The sequence below is a fragment of the Sanguibacter suarezii NBRC 16159 genome (assembly GCF_001552735.1).
GTDB lineage: Bacteria > Actinomycetota > Actinomycetes > Actinomycetales > Cellulomonadaceae > Sanguibacter > Sanguibacter suarezii.
The window spans coordinates 1-20491 of the sequence record NZ_BCRT01000013.1 but is presented as its reverse complement, the minus strand read 5'-3'; the positions used below and the strand labels follow the sequence as shown (position 1 = coordinate 20491).

Here is a 20491-nt window from a genome sequence, read left to right as displayed (position 1 = left end):
TGATAGGGGCCTGCCGCCCGCGGTGCACCGAGCGTGCCAGCGAGGTATTTCGATGGTGTGCTCACGACGTTTCTCACAAGTAACGAAAAGCGGAAGGAACGCCGTCACCGGAGAATAACGACTTTGCGGAAGTTGCGCGCGCCCATCGACGACGTCGGTGCAGGTGGGCCCCCGAGTTATTCCGCACACTTCCGTCCAGCGGCCGCTAGGCTGATGCCATGAACGCCACGACTGCCGCTTCGATGATGCGCCTCCATCGGGGGACTTGATTCGCGCGCACTTGTGACGCTCAGGCCCTCGCTCTGCGGGGGCCTTCTTCTGTTGTGGCCTCCGAAGCTGCCCTAGGTGTCACCGTGACACCACGCCCGACGGAGGACTCACCATGAACGACCTGTACATCACCACCTCGATCCCCTTTGTGAACGGCAGCCCGCACCTGGGCCACGCACTCGAGCTCGTTCACGTGGATGCCTTGGCCCGACACCGCCGACGCCGCGGCGCCGTCGCGCGAACCCAGTCCGGCACAGACGACCACGCCATCAAGAACGTCAGCGCCGCAGCCAGCGCCGGTGTCTGCGTGGCGGATCTCGTGACGAGCAACGGCGACAGGTTCGTCGAACTGGCAGCAGCACTCGATGTGCAGATCGATGAGTTCTTGCGCACCAGCAGCGACCCGCGGCACGCGCCCGGCGTCACCGCGCTGTGGAGTGCGTGCGAGGCCTCCGGAGACCTCTATCAGGAGGACTACGTCGGTCTGTACTGTCCGGGGTGCGAGCAGTTCTATGCTCCCGGTGAGCTGGTCGAGGGGCGGTGCGCGGAGCATGCCGCACCAGTCCAGGAGATCGCCGAGACGAACTGGTTCTTCCGGCTGTCGCGCTACCGGGGGCAGATCATCGAGCTCATCACGAGCGGGATCCTGGCTGTCGAACCCCGGCAGAGACGCAACGAGATCCTCGGCTTTCTCGCCGCAGATGTGCACGACGTGTCGGTGTCCCGAGCTTCGGCACGAGCTGACGGCTGGGGCATCCCCGTCCCCGACGATCCCGACCAGGTCGTCTATGTCTGGTTCGATGCCTTGACCAACTATCTGACGGGGCTCGGCTTTGGCGGCGACGACGCGGACTACCAGCGGTGGTGGGTCCAGGACAACGACAAGGTGCACGTGGTCGGCAAGGGTATCGCGCGGTTCCATGCGGTCTACTGGATCGCGTTCCTGCTCTCCGCCGGGCTTCCGCTGCCCACGCGCATCCTGGTGCATGACTACCTCACCGTCGATGGAGCCAAGATCGCAAAGAGCGGTGCACAGGCAGCCGATCCAGCGGCGGTCGTGGCAACTTATGGCGTGGATGCGCTGCGCTGGTGGATCCTGCGCGACCCGGCCCCGGTCGGCGCCACCGACTACACCAATGAGCGGCTCGTCGCCTGCTACAACCGTGACCTAGCGAACTGCTTGGGCAATCTCGCCTCACGCACCCTGGCTCTCGATGACCGCCAGCGGTCCTGGCGTTCCGAGCCAGCCACCGATGTCGGTGGTGCCCTGCGCGCGGCAGCTGCCTCGCTCCCCACGACCATCGACGCAGCACTTGCCCGATACGACTTCCGGGCAGCGTGCGAGGCCATCGCGGGTCTGGCCGAGGCGGGCAACAGGTTCGTCGAGGCGGAGGCACCGTGGCATCTCGCCTCGGCCGCCGACGCAGGGGACACAGCCGCAGCCGCCAGGTTCGAGGCAGTCATCGGAACCCTGCTGCACATCTGTCGGGTCGCAGCTCAGGAGCTGGAGCCCTTCGTGCCAGACGGGGCCGCTCGGCTGACAGCCCGGCTCCGCGCGCAGGGCGCGCCAGCACCGGTGTTCCCCCGACTGGTCGTGTAGGAGAACCGGGATGAGGAGGTTGGGTGGCGACCCACCACGGTGGCTGACATGCTCGACGGAGGCCGAGAAGTGTGCCGGAGGTCCTGCCCTGCTCGGGCCGCTGAGCCCGAGCTCCCGAGGAGCCAGCCATGTCATCGTTCGACCCGCACACCCCCGCCCACGCCGACCGCTCGCGGTTGTCCCCGGAGCCGCCGCCCCTGCGCGCCATGCGGGCGATCGAGGACACCGCCGCACTCGACCGGCTGGTCGACCTGGAGCAGCCCATCGCCGACGCCGTCCTCGCGTCCTCGTTCCGGCGTCGCATCCTGCACGGTCAGTTCGTCGGCCACCCGGTGCACCCCCCGCTGACCGATCTCCCGATCGCCTTCTGGCTCTCGAGCACGGTGCTCGACCTGGGCGGCGCGCCCTGCGCGCGCGGCGCGGACCGGCTGCTCGCCCTCGGGATCGTCTCGGCGCTGCCGACCGCGCTCACCGGGCTCGCAGACTGGGGGACGGCCGCGCGCAAGACCCAGCGCGTCGGCGTCGTGCACGCGGCGGCGAACTCCGTCGCCCTGACGCTGTACATGACGTCGTTGCTCCAGCGCCGGCGCGGCCGGCGCCGGGCGGGGGTCGTGCTGAGCCTGCTGGGTAGTGCCTTCCTCGGCACGGGCGGGCTCCTCGGCGGCCACCTGATGGTCATGCAGGGGCTCGGCCCTGACGCCACGGACGACCTGTCATGACTGCGCGACCGGACTCGGACGCTCCGACCAGCCCGGCCCACGCCGACAGCGCACACACCCCCGCGCGCGTCCTGGTCACCGGTGCCGACTCGGGGATCGGCGCGGCGTGCGCCGTCGCGCTGGCTGGTCCCGGCCGCGATGTCGCGATCACCTGGCACGTGGACGAGGACGGCGTCCAGGCCACCGCACGTGAGGTGCGCGAGCGCGGTGCGACCCCGCACGTGCTCCACCTCGACCTGACCGACCCACCCCAGGGCACCGGCGTGGTCGACGACGCCGCAGCGGCGATGGGCGGGTTGGACACCCTGGTGATGTGCTCGGGCACCGGGACGGCCACGCTCCTGGTCGACCTCAGCTACGACGCGTGGCGGGAGGTGGTCTCGGTAGACCTCGACGGCGCCTTCTGCTGCCTGCAGGCTGCCGCACGACACATGATCGCTGCGGGGGCCGGTGGGCGGATCGTGGCGATCACGAGCGTGCACGAGCACGCCTCGCGGGTGGGCGCGGGCGCCTACTGCGCGGCGAAGGGCGGCTTGGGCCTGCTCGTCAAGACAGCCGCGCTCGAGCTGGCCGAGCGCGGCATCACGGTCAACGCCGTCGCTCCTGGTGAGATCGCGACGCCGATGACCGGACAGGAGGACGAGTCGGTCCTCGCCGGCAAGCACCGTCCGGGCATCCCGGTGGCGCGTCCCGGTGACGCCCGGGAGATCGCCGCGACCGTGGCTTTCCTCTGCGGGCCTCAGGCGGGGTACGTCACCGGAGCGTCCTGGGTGGTCGACGGCGGGATGCTGCTCATGGGGCCGATGGCCGGGTCCCACATGGACAGCGACGACTGGCGGACGCCCTGATCATCGCGCCCCGCCAGCCCCCAGGGTCGAGCGGTCGGTGGACTGCTCGACGAAGACCCGGGGCCGCAACCACTCCAGCGCTGCGTCGACACGCTCGAGCTGCCGGGCCACGCCCTCCCGCAACTCGGTCAGGTCCTCACGCTGAGAGGGAGAGATCCCCGCGTCGACGGCGATGACCGCGAGGGTGGACCACCCGCTGTACTTGCCCGAGATACCGCTGCGCAGGATCTCCGCCTCCAGCAGCGGGGCGAGCCGGGACCGGCGCACCAGGCGACCGTTGAGCTTGAGACGGCCGAGGCGCTCGGCCACCAGAGCACCGGCCACCTTGTACTTGCGGACCGGCAGACCGAGGTCGTGCATGAGGTCCAGCAGCCAGGACCGCTCGCCGTCGATCTCGGCGGCGATCTCCTGACAGATCGAGCCGACGGGTGTGCTGCTGTAAGTCTGCGCCATGCGCCGCACGCGGGCGAGGGCCGCTGTGGCCCCTGTCACGTGGTCGTTGAGATAGATTCCGAGCAGGCGACGGTCCACGGAGCTGGTCATGGTGGGGATCCTTCCGAGTCGGGTCGTGTGTGCTGGTCGTCCCTCGATACTGCGTCCAAGTGACTTACGCTTCCACTCGCGGGGTGGCGGAGATCGCGCCCGTGAGACCTCACTGATCGGAGTCGACGATGACCAGCGGACCACGCGTGAACCCGACCGAGCCGTCCACGCCGTCGGAGCCGTCCGAGACAGGCCGCGCCAGGCCTGCGCGGCCCGTGCGCATCGCTGTCCAGATCGCGCCGCAGCACGCCCCGTACGAGAAGATCCGGGACACCGCTGCCGCGCTGGAAGACCTCGGCGTGGACGTCTTGTTCAACTGGGACCACTTCTTCCCGCTCTCGGGTGCCCCGGACGGGCTGCACTTCGAGTCCTGGACCATGCTCGCGGCCCTCGCCGAGCAGACGAGCCGCGTCGAGCTCGGCGCGCTGGTCAACTGCAACAGCTACCGAAGCGCCAACCTCCAGGCGGACATGGCTCGCACCATCGACCACATCAGCGCCAAGGGCGGCGTCGGGCGGTTCATCTTCGGAACCGGCTCCGGGTGGTTCGAGCGCGACTACGACGAGTACGGCTACGAGTTCGGGACGGCGGGGCAGCGGCTCGACGCGCTCGCGGCGAGCCTGCCGGTGATCGAGGACCGGTGGACCCGCCTGAACCCGCCGCCCACCCGTGCGATCCCGGTGCTCATCGGCGGGGGAGGAGAGAAGAAGACGCTGCGGATCGTGGCGAAGCACGCTGACATCTGGCACAGCTTCAGCGACGCAGCGACCCTCGAGCGCAAGCTGGGCATCCTCGCCGAGCACGGCCGGGCGGTGGGTCGGGACGTGGCGGAGATCGAGATCTCCACCGAGATCGGTGGCAGGTCCCGCGTGGAGGTGGAGGCGCACCACGCGCTGGGCGCCACGATGTTCACGATCGGCATCACCGGCCCCGACTATGACATCTCCGAGGTGGGCGACTGGCTCGCCTGGCGTGACGAGAAGAACGCGCACCTCACCGCCTCCGCGGCCGGCGACGCGATCGACCCGGCCGAGAGGTCCTGACCTCCCGCGCACGAGCGGAGGTCCCAGGTGGGCGGTCATGACGGTCCCGCTGCCCGCGCGAGGTCGGCCGCTGCCTCTGCCCCGTCCGTCCACGGTTCACCGTGGCCGGGCAGCAGCGTGTGGGCGCCGGTCGCGGCCAAGGCGTCGAGCGAGCGCAGGGCCAGCGGAGCGTCAGCGGTGGCAGCGCCGGCGACGGTCCGTGGGCCGGTCGCGGCCGTGTACGGGTCGAGGGTCACCAGTGCGTCGCCGGTCAGCAGCACGTCTCTGTCCGGCAGGTGCAGGGCACAGTGCCCGAAGGTGTGCCCGGCGCTGAACACCACGACGGGCTGCCCCGGGACGTCGAGCGTGGTCCCCGGCGTGATGCGCGATGTGTCTCGCACCCCCGGCACGCGGAGCGCGCCGGCCCTGGCCATGGCGACCAGGATCGGCACGCTCCGCGGGTAGCGCAGGGGGTACAGGCTGCGTGAGTTCTCGTGCGCGTAGCGGTAGGGGTGCGCCGCGAGGTAGGTCTCCTGCGGGTGCGCCCACACCGTCGCGCCGGTCCGTTCACGCACCCGCCCGGCCACCCCGACATGGTCGAAGTGGGCGTGGGTAAGGACCACCGCACGCAGGTCGAGCGGGGTGCGTCCCAGCGCTCGCAGCGCCTGGCCGAGCATCGGCCACACGCCGGGGAGCCCGGCGTCGACGAGAGTCAGGTCGCCGGACGTCCCCTCCACGAGATAGCAGTTCACGTAGGCGTGCCCCAGGCGGTGCACGCCGTCGGCGACGTCGAGCTCGAGCATCGTCGTCACCCTTCGTAGCCGCTGCCTGTCCCGATCATTCCCGCTTGAGCTTGTCCTGCGCGGCGCCGGCAACCTTCTCGACGATGTTGGGCAGCTCGGTGGTGCCATACAGGCGTGAGTCCGGGTGCGTGGGCGGCGGCATGGGGGCGGTCGTGGTGGGGCCCTCGTGATAGGTGAACTGGCCGTGCCCGTCCGGGGTGGGTCCGGCGGCCCACGGCCCCTCGGCCGCCGTCGCTCCGTCGGAGAAGTTGAGGTACTGGTAGGACACCTCGGTGTGCTCCTTGGACTGCGGGAAGTTGCTGGGCACCGGAAGCTCTTCCACACCGTCCTCCTTGAGCTGCTCGATCGCCTGCAGCCACTGGTTCTGGTGCATGGTGTCCCGGGCGAGAAGGAAGGAGAGCAGGTCACGCACGCCGTGGTCGTCGGTCATGTGGTAGAGCCGAGCCACCTGGACGCGCCCCTGCATCTCCGCGTTGGCGTTGGAGTGGAAGTCCGCCATGAGGTTGCCGCTGGCGGTGACGTATCCGGCGGACCACGGGTTGCCGTTGGAGTCCACCGGGCGTGCTCCCGCGCCGGCGACGATCGCGTGCTGGACGTCGGTACCGCCGATGACCGCGGCGACGGTCGGGTCGTCCTGGATGGCGTCGTGGGTGACGCCGATCGGACTCTTCTCCAGCAGCTGGGCGATCATCGTGGCCAGCATCTCGACGTGGCCGAACTCCTCCGCGCCGATCCCGAACAGGAGGTCGCGGTACTTGCCGGGGATGTGGGTGTTCCAGGACTGGAAGCCGTACTGCATCGCGACGGTGATCTCGCCGTACTGCCCGCCGAGCACCTCTTGGAGCTTGCGCGCGTAGACGGCGTCGGGGCGGTCGGGGGTCGACTTGAACTGAAGCTCTTGCTTGTGGAAGAACATGCTGCTCCACTCCACTCCGGAGCCAGGCGGCTCCACAGGGGGCTGCCCGCGTCTTCTTCACGGAGCGGTGCGTCGCTGCGGCGTCGGCCGACGGCGGCGTTTGTCCAGTCTTCCCCACGCTCTCAGGTGGTGCATCTGGAGCGGGAGGGGTCTTACACGTGCAACGGCGGGCTCGGGTGACCTGCCTGGTCACTGAGGCCGCGCAGCATCTCGGTGAGCGCGTCCGGGGCGCTGTGGCGTGGGAACCAGCCCAGCTCGGACCGGGCGCGTGAGGTGTCCATGACCGGGGCGCTCATCGCCATGTCCAGCCAGCCCGGGTCTGCTGCGACCAGCCGTGCGGACCAGCCCGCCCACAGGACCCGCCGCACCAGCGGTGGCGGCACCTGCAGCAGCGGGCCGCGCCCGATGAGTACGGCCAGCGCCCCGGTGTCGAGCACCGGGTCCGAGGCGATGTTGAAGGGCCCGCGGGCACCGGTGACCACGACGCGCAGGTACGCCTGCGCGACGTCGTCGGCGTGGACGGCCTGCAACCGCAGGCCGCGGGGCAAGGGGACCAGCGGCAGGCGCCCGGGGGCGAGCAGCGCTCGGGGGACGAAGGGGCCGAGGAAGAACCGGCCGACCTCCGCCCCCGCGTCCCGCTGGAAGATCAGCGACGGCCGCAGCCGAGCCACCGCCATCGCGGGGTGCTCGGCCTCGAGCTTGTCCAGGACCCGTTCCTGGGCGGCCTTGTCCACGCTGTAGTGGGACGTCGGCACACCTCCTGCGGGCCACGACTCGTCGCGGGGGACGTCGTCGTGGACGGGGGAGTAGGCGCCCACCGAGGAGGCCGCGACGAACTGGCCCACGCCTGCGCGGACGCAGGCCTGGGCCACTCGTCGCGTCCCCTCGACGTTGGCGCGGCGCAAGGTGTCTCGCTCGTGGTTGGGCTGGATGAGCCAGGCCAGGTGGACCACGGAGTCCGCCCCCGCCAGGACCTGTGCGAGGCGGTCGACGAGCGTCTCCTCCTGGGCAGGCGTCGTGGTTCCCGAGGCGATGTCGAAGGTCGCCCACTCGGTCGACCGGTACGGCTTGACCGCAGGGGGCATCCGCCGGGCCACGCCCAGCACGGACGTGACCTCCGGGGACCCGGACAGCGCCCGCAGGAGGGCCGTGCCGGAGTTCCCGGACGCACCGACCACCGCGACTCTCATGGCGGCTCCTCGTGAGCAGGGTCCACGCGGGAGCGTGGTCCATAGCGATCACCCTGGACGGTGCGGTCAGGGTGAGGGAGTTCCCCCGTTGACGTTGAGCGTCTCACCGAGCACATAGCTCGACTCGCTCGAGGCGAGGAAGACGTACGCCGGAGCGAGCTCGGTGGGCTGACCGGCACGACCCAGGGGAGTCTGCTTCCCGAAGTCCGGAAGGGCCTCGATGGGCTGTCCGTGCGACGGCTGGAGCGGAGTCCAGATAGGTCCTGGTGCCACAGCGTTCACGCGGATTCCACGGGGCGCGAGCTGCTGAGCCAGGCCCTTGGTGAAGGTGTTGATCGCAGCCTTCGTGGACGCGTAGTCCACGAGGGTCGGCGACGGGTTGTACGCCTGGATCGAGGTGGTGTTGATGATCGTGGACCCCGCCGGCATGAGCTTGACCGCCTGGCGGGTGATCCGGAACATCGCCTGGATGTTCACCTTGAAGGTCTCTTCCACCTGCTCGTCGGACAGCTCCTCGATCGACTCGACGGCGACCTGCTTGCCGGCGTTGTTGACGAGGATGTCCAGACCGCCCAGTGCCGCGGCCGCCTGCTGCGCGACCTCACCGGTGTAGGCGTCGTCGGTCAGGTCGCCCGGCAGCGCGACGGCCTTGCGGCCACAGCTCTCGATGATCGAGATGACCCGCTGGGCGTCCTCCTCCTCCGCGGGGAGGTAGGAGATGGCCACGTCGGCGCCTTCCCGGGCGAAAGCGACCGCCACGGCCGCCCCGATCCCGGAGTCGCCGCCGGTGACCAGCGCCTTGCGGTCAGTCAGCCTGCCGGTACCCCGGTAGGAATGCTCACCGATGTCGGCGTGTGGGTACATGTCCGCGTCGAGGCCCGGTTCGCTCTGCTGCTGCTCCGGCGGCTCGATGACGGGATACCGCGAGACTGGGTCTTGGAAGACCAGCTGATCGGTGCGGGAGGGTTGATCCATCGCAGAGTCCTGAGAGGTGGTCTGATCGTTCGCCATGAATTCTCCTTCTCTGAGAATGGTGTCGTCCGGTCGCAGCTGAGCTATTCCTTGAAGGCGTCCTTGACGTCGTCGCCGGCCTGCTTCACGTCGGCCTTGGTCTGGTCGACCTTGCCTTCGGCTTCCATCTTGTCGTTGCCGGTGGCCTTGCCCGAGGTCTCCTTGAGCTTGCCCTTGGCGTCTTCGGCTCCGTGCTTGATCTTGTCGTCGAGTCCCATGATGGCCTCGCTCTCTGATAGGGAAATTCCACCGTAGGCACGGGTGGGAGAGGTTCGCAACGGGAACTGTCGCTGTGCTGAGCGCGCTGGGCCGCTAGGCTCCACCCGTGACAACAGGAGCATTCCCGGCACCTCCGGGTGCTCGACGATTCGAAGGACACCGATCATGACAGGACGCCGCGACGAACGACTGTGGGCCGTGGTGCATGCCGAGCGCGCCGCGCTCGCCGACGACCTGGGCCGTCTCAGCCCAGCGCAGTGGAAGCACAGCACGCTGTGCGGGGGGTGGGACGTCGAAGAGGTGGTGGCCCACCTGGTGGCGGCAGCGAGCACAGGGCGGTGGGCGTGGCTGCGCAGCATGCTCGGCGCACGCCTGCGTCCGGATGTGCACAACCAGCGCCGGATCGCGGAGCATCGCGGCGCGACTCCCGCCGAGACGCTGCAGCGCTTCCATGAGGTCATCGGCGCCACGACCGCTCCGTCGTCGGACACGCCGGCCTACCTCGGCGAGGTGATCGTGCACGCCCAGGACATCCGGCAGCCGCTGGGGCTGACACGGTCTCCGAGCATGGAGGCCTTGAAGCCGGTCGCCGACTTCTTCGCCCGGCGTGACTTCGCGGTGCCGAGCCGATCCCGCGTCGCCGGGCTGCAGCTGCGTGCCGACGACAGCGAGTTCACCGCAGGATCTGGACCGCTGATCACCGGGCCGACCTGTGCGTTGGTGATGAGCATGGCCGGCCGCAGCATCTATCTCGACGAGCTCGAGGGACCAGGAGTGGCGATCATGAGGCGGCGCCTGGATGGTGCCGACGCATGAGGCCGGACTGCCCGGGCCTGACCTCACGCACTCATGCCTCGGACGGTGGCTCGGAGCCCTGGCCTGGTAGATTGGGTGACAGCAGGCCAACCCGCGGGGTTGTGCCGTAAGACTCGTCAACGTGTATCTACCGGCTGTCGGCCTCCTGCCGACAGGACGACGGCGGCACCAGAGCTACCGCAGCCATGGCTGCGGTCGTCCGCAGAGGTTATGAAGAACTCCCACGCATCACTGTCAGACCTGTCCGACACCCCTGCCTCCGAGGCAGAGTCCTCACCGCTCGTGCGACACACGGGCCTGTTCTACTTCCCGGTCGCGTTCATCGCGCGGCTGCCCTTCGCCATGATGGTCGTCGGTGTGCTCACCGCGGTCGTCTCCTCCCGGGGGTCCTTGGCCTTCGGGGGCCTGTCGTCCGCGATGGTGGGCCTGGGGACCGCGGTCGTCGGGCCGTTGCTCGGCGCGGCCGCCGACCGGTTCGGGCAGCGAGTCGTCCTGCTCGCGGCGGGGTCTGCCAACGGGCTGCTGCTCATCGGCTTCGCCTGGGCGGTGGGTTCCACCCTGTCGAACGCGGTCGTCCTCGCCCTCGCCTTCCTCATCGGGACCACCGCACCTCAGGTCGGACCGATGTCCCGCGCTCGCCTGGTGGGGATCATCTCCGACCGCCTCGCCCCGGCCCGGCGGGTCCGCAGCTTCAACTCCACGATGGCCTACGAGTCCGCCGCCGACGAGACGGTCTTCATCGTCGGGCCCTTCCTCGTAGGGTTGCTCGCATCCCTGGTCGCGCCGTGGCTGCCGCTCGTCGCCGCGGGGGTCCTCACGGCCGTCTTCGTCACAGCCTTCGCCCTGCACCCCACGAGCCGCCTCCGCGCCCCGTCCGACGGCGACGCGACCGAGACCGCGCCACTGCGCTCCTTGGCGCACCCCGGCCTGATCTGCGTGGTCGTCGGGATCCTGGGCATCGGGCTCTTCTTCGGCGCGACGCTGACCTCCCTCACCGCCTTCATGAACGACCAGGGCACCCCCGAACGTGCGGGGCTGGTCTACGGCGTCATGGGCGTCGGGTCGGCTGCGCTCGCGCTCGCCGTCGCCGTGTTCCCCGCCGGGTTCACGCTGCGAGCACGCTGGGTCGTGTTCTCCGCGCTCATCCTCGCGGGCACCGTCACGCTGCCCTTCGCCGGGACGGTCACCCACCTCGTCATCGTGCTGGCTGTCATCGGCATCGGCGTGGGTCCCACCCTCGTCACGCAGTACAGCATCGGGTCGCTCCTGAGCCCAGCGGGTCGCTCCACGACCGTCATGACGATGCTCGGGTCTGCGGTCATCGTCGGGCAGTCCCTCGGCTCGGCTGTCACCGGTGAGGTCGCCGAGCGTGCGGGCAGCACCGCTGCCCTGGCCCTCCCGGCCGCGGCCGCTGCGCTCGTCTTCCTCGCCGGAGTCGGGTCGTGGTTCGCAGGTCGGGGAACCCCGGGCGTCAGCGGCAACGGCTCGGCTGTCGCCGCGCCGGCCACGGCGGCCCGCTCGACCGAGGCGATTCGAGCACCTCTGGGCTGAAGTAGGTGGTTCATCCCGCGTGGCCACGCCTCGCGTTCGACCATCTGGCCTGCAGTCTTCGGTATCGTCTGTCACGCCATTCTCGGAACGCCGGGCCCACCCTGACCATCAGTGGGCCCGCGTCCGGCATGACCTGAGAACTAGGGAGAACCACGAGATGACCACGGACAGCCCCACACCACAGCTGGCGGCGGGTGAGCAGGAGCTGGCGCAGGCGTCCACGACTCTCGTCGACACCGACACCTTCGTCGACCCCGAGCTCGCCGCCCTGTGCCGTGAGTCTGCCGCCGACGGCGCAGTCCTGCTCCGCAACGACGGCACGCTGCCGCTGCGCGCAGGCTCGAGCGTCGCGCTCTTCGGCCGCGTGCAGATCGACTACTTCGCGGTGGGTTACGGCTCGGGTGGGGACGTCAACGCCCCCTACTCGTGGAACCTCCTGGACGCGCTGCGCGACGGCGGCACGGTCGCCGTCGACGCCGAGCTCGCCGAGACCTACACCCGCTGGTGCGCCGCGAACCGTCCTGACGAGGGCACCTGGGGCAACTGGCCGCGCTACTTCGAGGAGATGCCCCTCGACCGCGACGCCGTCCGCGCCGCTGCCTCCCGCTCCGACGTCGCCGTCGTGGTCATCGGCCGGGCGGCCGGGGAAGCGCGGGAGAACACCCTGGACAAGGGCAGCTACTACCTCACCGACGACGAGCGGGCGCTGCTCGACTCGGTCACCGCCGAGTTCACCCGCACGGTCGTCGTGCTGGACTGCGGCAACGTCATCGACCTCGCGTGGCTCGAGGAGTACGGGGAGAAGATCTCCGCGGTCCTCTACGCCTGGCAAGGTGGCATGGAGGGCGCACGGGCCATCGCTGACGTGCTCACCGGCGTGCAGGTCCCTGGCGGCCGGCTGACCGACACCATCGCCCGCCACTACGCCGACTACCCCAGCGCGGCGAACTTCGGCGGCCTGGAGCACAACGTCTACGCCGAGGACATCTACGTCGGCTACCGGTACTTCGAGACCTTCGCCCAGGACGCAGTCCTCTTCCCCTTCGGATTCGGTCTGGGGTACACCACCCTCGACGTGGCGGCCACGGCCCAGACCTCCGACGAGGACGTCACCGTCACGGCCACGGTGGCCAACACCGGCGCCGAGCATCCCGGCGCTGAGGTGGTCCAGGTCTACGTCCAGGCTCCTGATGGGCGCCTCGGCAAGCCGGTACGCACGCTCGCCTCCTTTGCCAAGTCGCGTCAGCTCGCCCCGGGGGAGACCCAGACGCTGCAGCTGACCTTCCCGCTCGCCTCGATCGCCTCCTACGACGACTCCGGGGTGACCGGCCACCGGTCGGCCTACGTCCTGGAGGCGGGGGAGTACGCCGTCTTCGCCGGCACCGACGTGCGCTCGGCGACGCAGGTGGCCACCTTCACCCTCGACGAGCTCCGCGTCGTCGAGCAGCTGACCGAGGCGTGCGCGCCTGCGCCGGAGAACGCCTTCCAGCGGATGGTCCCGGGCCGCGACGACGCCGGGCGCACCGTGGTGGCCTGGGCTGACGTCCCCACCCGCGAGGTCTCCCGGCGTGAGCGCGTCCTCGCCCGCCAGGTACCCACCCTCGAGCCGACCGGAGACCAGGGGATCACCCTCGCCGACGTCGCCGACGGCGCGGCGACCCTCGACGCCTTCATCGCCCAGCTCTCGGTGGAGGACCTCGAGGCGCTGACCCGCGGCGACAAGGTCATGGACAGCCCGCTCGGGGCCGCCGGCAACGCTGGTGTCTTCGCGGGTATCACCGAGTCGCTGCGCGCCAAGGGGGTCCCGCCCGTCACCACGACGGACGGCCCCTCGGGAATCCGGCTCTCGGCATACGCGTCGCTCCTCCCGTGCGGCGCGGCGCTCGCCGCGTCGTGGAACCCGTCGCTCGTGCAGCGTCTGGCAGCGCTGCACGGAGAAGAGATGGTCCGCAAGGGAACCCACGTGCTGCTGAGCCCGGGGATGAACATCCACCGTGACCCGCTGTGCGGGCGCAACTTCGAGTACTTCTCTGAGGACCCGCTGGTCACGGGGTACATCGCGGCCGCTGTGGTGGCCGGGATCCAAGAGGCCGGCGTGGCCGCCTGCCCCAAGCACTTCGCGTGCAACAACCAGGAGACCAACCGCAACCTCAACGACTCTCGCGTCTCCGAGCGTGCACTGCGGGAGATCTACCTGCGGGGCTTCCAGATCTGCATCACCCAGGCGCGCCCGCGCACGCTCATGACCTCCTACAACAAGATCAACGGTGTGTGGTCGCACTACAACGACGAACTGTGCACCACGATCCTGCGCGACGAGTGGGGCTTCGACGGGACGGTCATCACCGACTGGTGGATGCAGCGGGCCGTCGACCCGGACTTCCCCGGGCTGTCCGACGACGCGTACCGGGTCCGCGCGCAGGTGGATGTCTTCATGCCTGGAGGGTGGTTCGATCACGTCACAGGCGAGTTCGACGCCGTGGCGGGATCGTCCTTGGTGACCTCCCTCGAGCGCCCTGACGGGATCACCCTCGGTGAGGTCCAGCGCACCGCCCGCACGGTGCTCGACCTCGTGCTGACGCTGCCGACGCTGAGCCAGGAGATCACCGGCGACGTACGCGAGTCCCCCGTCCAGGCGTGAGCGTCGCCCAGGAGGACTAGACGACGCAGAACTCGTTGCCTTCAGGGTCGGCGAGCACCACGTGATCGAGGAGATTTCCCACGTGGTGCTCGCCGAGGACGTGCGCACCGATGGCGGTCAGCCGGTCCACCATTCCCCGGATCCGTTCAGTGCGGGCAGGCTGAGGTTGAGCGCGTCCTCCGCTGACCTGCAGGTCCAGATGCAGGCGGTTCTTCACCGCCTTGCTCTCGGGAACCTTGAGCATGGAGATCCGGGGTCCGGTGCCCGTCGGGTCGACGATGCTCGCACCGTCGTCCCACTCGTCCTCGGGAACCTCGCACGCGACATACCAGTCATGCCACGTCGCGAACCCGCTCGGCGGCGGGGCGTCGACGTAGCCGAGCGCCGCCTTCCAGAACGCGGAGAGCACAGCGGGGGAGGTGCAGTCGATCGTCAGGGTCCAGAGGGTCGGCACACGAGGAGTCTAGGGCGACGGCGCGAGCCGCACACCAGGCAGACTAGGTGCATGAACGCTGACCTGCGAGGAGACCCCTCACGCCGTGGCCTGACCGTGGTGCGCGCCACTGCCGACGACTGGGCAGCGGTGCGCTCGGTGCGCCTCGCGGCGCTCGCGGAGTCGCCGTCCGCCTTCGGGTCGTCGCTGAGCCGGGAGCAGGCGTACGACGAGGACCGCTGGCGCGACTGGGCGACGTCGGCCACGGTGTTCCTCCTCACCGCGGAGGGTGAGCCGAGTGGGATCGCCGCAGTGCTCAGCGGTGGCCCGGGCGGCGTCGGCCAGGTCGTCTCGGTCTGGGTCCAGCCCGCGTGGCGCGGGCACGGCGGGGTCCAGCTGCTGCTGGAGCGAGTGGAGGACTGGGCGCGCGAGCAGGGAGCGCGCCGGCTGGAGCTGTGGCTCACCCGCGGGAACCTCCCTGCCCGGCGCGCCTACGAACGCCGCGGCTACGCCGACACCGGGCGCAGCAAGCCCTTGCCGAGCAACCCCGAGCTGCTCGAGGACGAGATGGTCTTGATCCTGACCTGAGCGCGCAGGCGCCGCGGAGCGCGGCTACCGGGCGGGGGACCCGAACCATCGGGGCAGATGGTCGAGCAGGTCCTGCTGGTCGTCACCGGTCCAGGCGACGTACCCGTCAGGGCGCAGCAGGACCGCAGCCACCTCAAGCTCCTCGCTCGAGTCGACCACGCGGTCCACCCGGTCGGTCCAGCCCTCGACCGAGAGCCGGTCGGTCGGGTCGAGCAGCAGGCCACGCCCGGCGTGCATGAGCTCGTAGAGGCGGCTGCGTCCCAGCTGGAGGTCCCGTAGCCGTCGCCCGACGAGGGCGGGCCCGTCACCGAGGTCGTAGCGAATGCCGATCCCGGTGATCTTCTCCACCAGGTAGCGGTTGACGTCCTCGAAGTCCATGAGCTCTGACAGCAGCCGGCGCACAGCCCGGGGACCGGGCTCGGTGGCGATGAGCTCACCTTGCGCGCGGGTGGTGCTCAGCACGTCGTCGGCCACTGGGCGACGTTCGCGCTCATAGGTATCCAGCAGCGCGCGTGGCGCCCACCCGGCGACCTGCCCGGCGAGCTTCCAGCCGAGGTTGGCCGCGTCCTGGATGCCGAGGTTGAGACCTTGCCCGCCCAGCGGCGGGTGGACGTGCGCGGCGTCGCCGGCGAGCAGCACCCGATCGACCCGGTAGTGCTCGGCCAGGCGGGTCGCGTCCCCGAACCGGGAGAGCCAGCGAGGGGAGTGCACTCCGAAGTCCGTGCCGGCGAAGGCCACGAGCTGGCGCCGGAACTCCTCCAGCGTCGGTGGGACGGCACGGTCCGGGCTCACCCCCGCCGCGGGCACGACGATGCGGTACAGCCCGTTCCCGGACGGTCCGGCGCCGAATCCCTTGTGGGTCTGACGGACCTCGGCCACCACGGCGGCGACGGCCTGCGGCGGCGCGGCGACCTCCATCTCGCCCAGCAGGCTCTCGACCCGCGTGGCCTCGCCCGGGAAGGGGACGCTGAGCAGCTTGCGCACCGTGGACCGCCCGCCGTCGCACCCGACGACGTACTGCGCGCGCAGCCGCGAGGCGTCGGCCAGCACGGCGGTCACCCCGCGCCGATCCTGGCGGAGGTCCACCAGCTCGCTGCCGCGCCGGACCGTGGCGCCGAGCTCGAGGGCGCGCTCGGCCAGCAGGCAGTCCGTCTCCGGCTGGGGGATGCCGAGGATGTACGGGTGGGCGGTGTCCAGGTGCGCGGGGACGGCGTGGTCGATCCCGGCGAAATAGCCACCCAAGGGGTACGTCGTGCCGTGCGCGAGGAAGCGCTCCAAGAGCCCGCGCTGGTCCATGAGCTCGATGCTGCGCACGTGCAGACCGAGGGACCGCACGTGCTGGGTGGGCTCGAGGCCCTTCTCCAGCACGACCACCTCGACGCCGTGCAGCCGCAGCTCGCTGGCGAGCATCAGCCCGGTGGGGCCCGCGCCGACGACGACGACGTCGATCACGAGTTGCGCAGCGCCTCGATGAGCTCGCTCTTGCGCATCGAGGACCGGCCGTCGATGCCGATCTCCGCCGCGCGCTTGCGCAGCTGGTCAACCGTCCAGTCGTCGTAGTCGCCGGAGGTGCCGCCCTTGTGCCCCACCTCCGACCGCGAGGTCTTGGCGGCGGCGTTGGCGATGCGTGCCGACTTCTGCTTCGAGATCCCCTCGTCGCGGAGCTTCTCGTAGAGCTCCTTGTCCTTGACGCTGGGTCCGGGATCACGTGTGTCAGGCATGAGAACCTCCTGAGTCATCTCGTCGTCGAGCCGTTCCTTCACGGTAGGTGCAGGTGCGAGGGGCTGCAACGCTGCTCGGCGCGGACGTCTCAGCGGTCGCACTCGCAGAGCAGGTTGTACTCCACCACCTGCTCGCCCGGCTGTGCCCAGGCCTCCGCCTCGGCGCGGTCGGCAAAGGACCGACCCGCGAGACGACCGTTGAGCATGAGGACACCGACGGAGATCTGTTCCCGCGGATCGTCCGGGTCGACCGGCCGAGTGCTGTCGACCGGAGCCGAGGTGGTCGGTGCTGGTGTGGTGGTCATGGCGACCTCCTCCGCGGGCAGTGAGTCAGGCCTTCAGTATCTCCCTGTCACGATCGTCGCGTCGAGGCTCGGTGCAGCACTGGGCCCGGCCTGGCAAGGTGCCAGGTCGGGCCCAATCTCCGGAGGTCAGGCCGGAGCCCCTCGAGGAGGCAGCACGTCTCGGCGGCTCGCAGTCGCCGAGTAGGTCACCGCGTCTGGCGACGGTGACGGCGTGCAGCATCCCAGAGCACCCCACCGAACGCCACGACGCCCGCGGCGATGAGCGCGAGAGCGTACGTGCGGGCACCCGTCATCGCCAGGACAGGCGCAGGAGCCTGAGTGCTCGTGTGCTGCGACGGCTCGGCGGCGTGGGTCACCGTCAACGACGGAACCGGGGAGGGGACCGCGCGGCCCAGGGGGACGACGGCAGCCACCCGGGTGGCCGCCTCCGAGGCAGGTGCAGGCGCGGCCGGCTCAGGGGTCACCGGCACCGGACCGACAGGGACAGGGTTCACCGGCTCAGGGTCCGGGGCGGCATCCTCGACGTGGGTCTCAGCGGACTCTGCCTCGGTCTCATCGAGGACCTCGACCGCGACGGGGAGGTCCGGCTCGTCGACCGGGTCAGACAGGGCCTGCGAGGCAGTCGCCGGTGCGGCCGCGAGGACCACCGCGAGGGCGGCTGCGGAAACTGCTTGCGTAGTCATCGTGTCCTCCTCACGATGCAGTGCAGGGCGACGACGATGAACCGCGACCGCGGCCCGCCCTGCACCAGACCGCGCGCGAGGTTCTAGGAGGCCGTCCCGGGCGCGGTACTCAGGGCGTGGGGTGGCGATCGCGAGCACGCAGGGGGAGTCGCGCAGGTACTGGGCGCACGACGTCGTGCACTCACGAAGTGTGAGGAACGCCGCCCGGTGATGGGCGGCGCGGGTGCGGAACGGTCAGAGGACCCGCGAGATCTCGTCCCGGGACCGGATCCCGAGCTTGCGGAAGATGCGGTAGACGTGGTTGTCCACCGTGCGTTCGCTCACCACGAGACGGTCCGCCACGTCCTTGTTGCTCAACCCGGCCGCCACCAGGCGCGCGACCTCGAGCTCGCGCGAGGTGAGCGCGGCGGCCGGCACGAGAGAGGGCAGGAAGAGCGTCGGGCCTGTCGCGGCGGCCTGGTCGACGGCCTGTCTGGCTGTGGCCAACGCCCCGAGGGCGCCGGGCGGGCCGGTGACGAGCCCGGCCAGGACGAGGGACTCCAGCGGCCGTCCGGTGCTGGCGCCGTGGCTGGGGACGGAGAGGACGGTCCAGCCGTCGTCCTCGGCGGCCTCACGCACGAGGGAGAGAGCATCCGAGCGACCTGAGCCGGGCAGCCCGACCACGGAGACGCAGGTCCGGGTCTCGATGGCATCGCGGATCGTCTCGAGCACGGGCACACGTGCGATGGCGTCCATCGGTCCACCATAGGCAGCCGTGTCTGCCCCCGCTCAGCCAGGCGCCGCACTCCCGAGGTGCGGGGTGCGGCGCCTGGATGGTGTCTCACGCAGCAGCGACGCCCTCATGGACCAGGGCGGAGATGTGCCGCTTGAGCTCGTTGAACTCCGGCGACGTCACGTCCCGGTCAGCGCCGAGGGTGATCGGCACGATCTCCCGGACGTGCCCGGGCACGCCGTGGGAGGCCCCGCCGGCCATGACGACCACCCGGTCGGCGAGGAACACCGCCTCCTCGATGGAGTGCGTCACGAACAGGACAGTCGTGCCGGTCTCGCGGTGGATGCTGGACAGCTCCGCCTGCAGCGAGGACCGGGTGAGCGCGTCCAGGGCACCGAAGGGCTCGTCCATGAGCATCACCGCCGGGTCGTTGGCCAGCACCCGGGCGATGGCCACCCGCTGCTGCATCCCCCCGGACAGCTCGTGGGGGTACTTCGACGCGAAGCGGGTAAGCCCCACGGCCGTGAGGAAGCGGTCGGTGCGCTCGCGGACGACGTCGCGGGTCAGGCGGGCCTGCTTGGGACCGTAGGCGATGTTCTCCCGCACGCTCAGCCACGGGAAGAGCCCGTAGTCCTGGAAGACGACGCCCCGCTCGGGGTCCGGGCCGGCGACGGGCTCCCCGGCCACGGTCACGGTCCCCGCGGTGCCGGGCTCGAATCCCGCGAGGATGCGCAGCAGGGTGGACTTGCCGCAGCCCGAGGCGCCGACGACGCAGACGAACTCCCCAGCGGGGATGGACAGGGTCACCCCGGCCATCGCGAGGGTGCCGGTGTCGGTGCGGCCGTACCGCTTGCCGAGGTCGCTGATCTCGATGTCTGCCGGGTGGGTGGGGCGGATGGTTCCGATGCGAGGCATGGTGGGCTCCTTCAGCTCAGGGTCGGGCGGCGGCGCGTCACGAGGGCGACGAGACCGGCGAGGAGGCGGTCGGCGACGAAGCCGGCGAGGCCGATGATGACCATCCCGGCCACGATGAGGTCGGTCTTGGACATGTCCCGGGCCTGGGTGATCATCGCGCCGAGGCCGGTGCTGATGCCCACGGTCTCTCCGACGACGAGGATCACCCAGGACAGCCCGAGAGCGATCCGCAGGCCCCCGACGATCGAGCGCATGGAGGCCGGCAGGACCACCTTGTACAGCACCTGACCGGAGCGGGTGCCCAGCATCGACGCAGCCTCGATGAGACGGACGGGGACCTGGCGGACGCCGGAGATGGTGTTGAGCAGGATCGGGAAGAAGGCGGCGAGGAAGACGAGGAAGATCGCCGAGCCGTCCCCGTAGCCGATGATGAGCAGCGTGAGCGGGGCCCAGGCGGTCACCGGCACCGGGCGGGTGAGGTTGATGGTCGGGTCGAGCAGCTTGAAGGCGAGCGAGAAGCGGCCCATGATCACCCCGAGCGGGATCGCCACGAGGGCCGCGAGCCCGAACCCGGAGAGCACCCGCACGGTCGAGGCGCCCAGGTGCTCGAGCAGCGAGCCGCTGAAGGCGTCGTCGATCGTGCCGAAGCCCGCCAGGTCACCGATGCGCTGGGCGACCTCGAGCGGTGTGGGCAGGAAGCCCATCTGGATGCCGAAGGGCAGCGTCCAGGCCCGCTCGACGCCCATGGTCCACAGCACCAGGGCCAGCACGGGCACGGGCAGGGCGAGAGCCGCCGTCGTCCACACGTCGCGGCGGGGCAGCGGCAGGCGCGGGAGGCGAGAGGAGGTGCGGGCTGTGCGAGCGGGGGTCGCCGCTGGCACGGTCGGACGGGACTGCTTCGGGGCTTCGGCGCGGACGTCGTCCGTCGTGTGCGTGGTCATGTCTGCTCCCTTGTGGAGAAACCGGGGGGGGGGGGGGGGGGGGG

General features: G+C 70.4%; 22 protein-coding genes. 8 read left to right on the top strand and 14 right to left on the bottom strand.

Going from position 1 to position 20491, the window contains the following annotated elements; translation table 11 throughout:
* Positions 1-382: 382 nt before the first annotated feature.
* From SS2_RS08130 to SS2_RS08120, 3 genes are all read left to right on the top strand, one after another.
* Entirely contained in the window at positions 383-1870 is a 1488-nt protein-coding gene (locus tag SS2_RS08130; RefSeq protein WP_066462913.1) for a methionine--tRNA ligase, read from the top strand.
* 128 nt (positions 1871-1998) lie between these two features.
* Positions 1999-2589: a DUF2231 domain-containing protein gene (locus tag SS2_RS08125; RefSeq protein ID WP_066462911.1), complete on the top strand. Its 591-nt coding sequence runs from the start codon at positions 1999-2001 to the stop codon at positions 2587-2589.
* Positions 2586-3437: an SDR family oxidoreductase gene (locus SS2_RS08120; RefSeq protein ID WP_083941988.1), complete on the top strand. Its 852-nt coding sequence runs from the start codon at positions 2586-2588 to the stop codon at positions 3435-3437. The genes SS2_RS08125 and SS2_RS08120 overlap by 4 nt, the downstream gene beginning before the upstream one ends.
* On the opposite strand, the gene SS2_RS08115 is transcribed toward SS2_RS08120, so the two are convergent.
* Positions 3438-3980: a hypothetical protein gene (locus SS2_RS08115; protein ID WP_066462909.1), complete on the bottom strand. Its 543-nt coding sequence runs from the start codon at positions 3978-3980 to the stop codon at positions 3438-3440.
* 128 nt (positions 3981-4108) lie between these two features.
* On the opposite strand from SS2_RS08115, the gene SS2_RS08110 reads away from it, so the two are divergent.
* The gene (locus tag SS2_RS08110) at positions 4109-5023 is read left to right on the top strand and encodes an LLM class F420-dependent oxidoreductase (protein ID WP_083941986.1); all 915 of its coding nucleotides are present in this window, start codon (positions 4109-4111) and stop codon (positions 5021-5023) included.
* 35 nt (positions 5024-5058) lie between these two features.
* Here the strand turns inward: SS2_RS08110 and SS2_RS08105 are convergent, their stop codons facing one another.
* From SS2_RS08105 to SS2_RS08085, 5 genes are all read right to left on the bottom strand, one after another.
* Positions 5059-5805 (bottom strand): MBL fold metallo-hydrolase, encoded by a 747-nt coding sequence (locus tag SS2_RS08105; RefSeq protein WP_066463247.1) that lies wholly within the window; start codon positions 5803-5805, stop codon positions 5059-5061.
* Positions 5806-5839: 34 nt separating this feature from the next.
* Positions 5840-6721, bottom strand: a complete 882-nt coding sequence (locus SS2_RS08100) for a manganese catalase (RefSeq protein WP_066463245.1) — start codon at positions 6719-6721, stop codon at positions 5840-5842.
* A 152-nt stretch (positions 6722-6873) separates the two neighbouring features.
* Complete coding sequence (locus SS2_RS08095; protein WP_066462906.1) at positions 6874-7911, bottom strand: NAD-dependent epimerase/dehydratase family protein; 1038 nt, start codon at positions 7909-7911, stop codon at positions 6874-6876.
* Between the two features lie 66 nt (positions 7912-7977).
* A complete protein-coding gene (locus SS2_RS08090) occupies positions 7978-8922 on the bottom strand; it encodes an SDR family oxidoreductase (protein WP_083941984.1) in 945 nt (314 codons plus the stop codon).
* 44 nt (positions 8923-8966) lie between these two features.
* Positions 8967-9140, bottom strand: coding sequence for a CsbD family protein (locus SS2_RS08085; protein WP_066462900.1), 174 nt, complete (start codon positions 9138-9140; stop codon positions 8967-8969).
* A gap of 166 nt (positions 9141-9306) precedes the next feature.
* On the opposite strand from SS2_RS08085, the gene SS2_RS08080 reads away from it, so the two are divergent.
* The 3 genes from SS2_RS08080 (at position 9307) to SS2_RS08070 (ending at position 14149) form a co-directional block, all read left to right on the top strand.
* A complete protein-coding gene (locus SS2_RS08080; protein WP_066462897.1) occupies positions 9307-9957 on the top strand; it encodes a maleylpyruvate isomerase family mycothiol-dependent enzyme in 651 nt (216 codons plus the stop codon).
* 210 nt (positions 9958-10167) lie between these two features.
* A complete protein-coding gene (locus SS2_RS08075; protein ID WP_083941983.1) occupies positions 10168-11508 on the top strand; it encodes an MFS transporter in 1341 nt (446 codons plus the stop codon).
* A gap of 157 nt (positions 11509-11665) precedes the next feature.
* Positions 11666-14149 carry a glycoside hydrolase family 3 protein gene (locus SS2_RS08070; RefSeq protein ID WP_066462895.1) on the top strand — a complete coding sequence of 828 codons (2484 nt, stop codon included), beginning with the start codon at positions 11666-11668 and terminating at the stop codon, positions 14147-14149.
* A 16-nt stretch (positions 14150-14165) separates the two neighbouring features.
* Here SS2_RS08070 and SS2_RS08065 read toward each other — a convergent pair whose 3' ends face one another.
* Entirely contained in the window at positions 14166-14603 is a 438-nt protein-coding gene (locus SS2_RS08065; protein WP_066462894.1) for a VOC family protein, read from the bottom strand.
* 51 nt (positions 14604-14654) lie between these two features.
* On the opposite strand from SS2_RS08065, the gene SS2_RS08060 reads away from it, so the two are divergent.
* On the top strand, positions 14655-15170 hold the full coding sequence (locus SS2_RS08060; RefSeq protein WP_066462893.1) for a GNAT family N-acetyltransferase: 516 nt from the start codon (positions 14655-14657) through the stop codon (positions 15168-15170).
* A gap of 24 nt (positions 15171-15194) precedes the next feature.
* Here SS2_RS08060 and rox read toward each other — a convergent pair whose 3' ends face one another.
* From rox to SS2_RS08025, 7 genes are all read right to left on the bottom strand, one after another.
* Complete coding sequence (gene rox / locus SS2_RS08055; RefSeq protein ID WP_066462892.1) at positions 15195-16622, bottom strand: rifampin monooxygenase; 1428 nt, start codon at positions 16620-16622, stop codon at positions 15195-15197.
* Positions 16619-16891 carry a DUF7218 family protein gene (locus SS2_RS08050; RefSeq protein WP_066463241.1) on the bottom strand — a complete coding sequence of 91 codons (273 nt, stop codon included), beginning with the start codon at positions 16889-16891 and terminating at the stop codon, positions 16619-16621. Before SS2_RS08050 ends, rox begins: the two co-directional genes overlap by 4 nt.
* A gap of 89 nt (positions 16892-16980) precedes the next feature.
* Positions 16981-17196: a hypothetical protein gene (locus SS2_RS08045; protein WP_066462890.1), complete on the bottom strand. Its 216-nt coding sequence runs from the start codon at positions 17194-17196 to the stop codon at positions 16981-16983.
* Positions 17197-17381: 185 nt separating this feature from the next.
* Positions 17382-17879: a hypothetical protein gene (locus SS2_RS08040; RefSeq protein ID WP_157607249.1), complete on the bottom strand. Its 498-nt coding sequence runs from the start codon at positions 17877-17879 to the stop codon at positions 17382-17384.
* Positions 17880-18113: 234 nt separating this feature from the next.
* Positions 18114-18614: a helix-turn-helix transcriptional regulator gene (locus tag SS2_RS08035; protein WP_066462885.1), complete on the bottom strand. Its 501-nt coding sequence runs from the start codon at positions 18612-18614 to the stop codon at positions 18114-18116.
* Positions 18615-18699: 85 nt separating this feature from the next.
* Positions 18700-19506 carry an ABC transporter ATP-binding protein gene (locus SS2_RS08030; RefSeq protein ID WP_066462879.1) on the bottom strand — a complete coding sequence of 269 codons (807 nt, stop codon included), beginning with the start codon at positions 19504-19506 and terminating at the stop codon, positions 18700-18702.
* Positions 19507-19517: 11 nt separating this feature from the next.
* Positions 19518-20447 carry an ABC transporter permease gene (locus SS2_RS08025; protein ID WP_157607248.1) on the bottom strand — a complete coding sequence of 310 codons (930 nt, stop codon included), beginning with the start codon at positions 20445-20447 and terminating at the stop codon, positions 19518-19520.
* Positions 20448-20491: the final 44 nt, after the last annotated feature.

What these genes read in the sequence shown, in the direction of transcription:
- SS2_RS08050 (WP_066463241.1), bottom strand. Translation starts at nt 16,891, where the DNA reads ATGCCTGACACACGTGATCCCGGACCCAGCGTCAAGGACAAGGAGCTC.
- SS2_RS08085 (WP_066462900.1), bottom strand. Translation starts at nt 9,140, where the DNA reads ATGGGACTCGACGACAAGATCAAGCACGGAGCCGAAGACGCCAAGGGC.
- SS2_RS08110 (WP_083941986.1), top strand. Translation starts at nt 4,109, where the DNA reads ATGACCAGCGGACCACGCGTGAACCCGACCGAGCCGTCCACGCCGTCG.
- SS2_RS08115 (WP_066462909.1), bottom strand. Translation starts at nt 3,980, where the DNA reads ATGACCAGCTCCGTGGACCGTCGCCTGCTCGGAATCTATCTCAACGAC.
- SS2_RS08080 (WP_066462897.1), top strand. Translation starts at nt 9,307, where the DNA reads ATGACAGGACGCCGCGACGAACGACTGTGGGCCGTGGTGCATGCCGAG.
- SS2_RS08075 (WP_083941983.1), top strand. Translation starts at nt 10,168, where the DNA reads ATGAAGAACTCCCACGCATCACTGTCAGACCTGTCCGACACCCCTGCC.
- SS2_RS08060 (WP_066462893.1), top strand. Translation starts at nt 14,655, where the DNA reads ATGAACGCTGACCTGCGAGGAGACCCCTCACGCCGTGGCCTGACCGTG.
- SS2_RS08120 (WP_083941988.1), top strand. Translation starts at nt 2,586, where the DNA reads ATGACTGCGCGACCGGACTCGGACGCTCCGACCAGCCCGGCCCACGCC.
- SS2_RS08040 (WP_157607249.1), bottom strand. Translation starts at nt 17,879, where the DNA reads ATGACTACGCAAGCAGTTTCCGCAGCCGCCCTCGCGGTGGTCCTCGCG.
- SS2_RS08100 (WP_066463245.1), bottom strand. Translation starts at nt 6,721, where the DNA reads ATGTTCTTCCACAAGCAAGAGCTTCAGTTCAAGTCGACCCCCGACCGC.
- SS2_RS08125 (WP_066462911.1), top strand. Translation starts at nt 1,999, where the DNA reads ATGTCATCGTTCGACCCGCACACCCCCGCCCACGCCGACCGCTCGCGG.
- SS2_RS08090 (WP_083941984.1), bottom strand. Translation starts at nt 8,922, where the DNA reads ATGGCGAACGATCAGACCACCTCTCAGGACTCTGCGATGGATCAACCC.
- SS2_RS08105 (WP_066463247.1), bottom strand. Translation starts at nt 5,805, where the DNA reads ATGCTCGAGCTCGACGTCGCCGACGGCGTGCACCGCCTGGGGCACGCC.
- SS2_RS08025 (WP_157607248.1), bottom strand. Translation starts at nt 20,447, where the DNA reads ATGACCACGCACACGACGGACGACGTCCGCGCCGAAGCCCCGAAGCAG.
- SS2_RS08030 (WP_066462879.1), bottom strand. Translation starts at nt 19,506, where the DNA reads ATGCCTCGCATCGGAACCATCCGCCCCACCCACCCGGCAGACATCGAG.
- SS2_RS08095 (WP_066462906.1), bottom strand. Translation starts at nt 7,911, where the DNA reads ATGAGAGTCGCGGTGGTCGGTGCGTCCGGGAACTCCGGCACGGCCCTC.
- SS2_RS08045 (WP_066462890.1), bottom strand. Translation starts at nt 17,196, where the DNA reads ATGACCACCACACCAGCACCGACCACCTCGGCTCCGGTCGACAGCACT.
- SS2_RS08130 (WP_066462913.1), top strand. Translation starts at nt 383, where the DNA reads ATGAACGACCTGTACATCACCACCTCGATCCCCTTTGTGAACGGCAGC.
- SS2_RS08070 (WP_066462895.1), top strand. Translation starts at nt 11,666, where the DNA reads ATGACCACGGACAGCCCCACACCACAGCTGGCGGCGGGTGAGCAGGAG.
- SS2_RS08035 (WP_066462885.1), bottom strand. Translation starts at nt 18,614, where the DNA reads ATGGACGCCATCGCACGTGTGCCCGTGCTCGAGACGATCCGCGATGCC.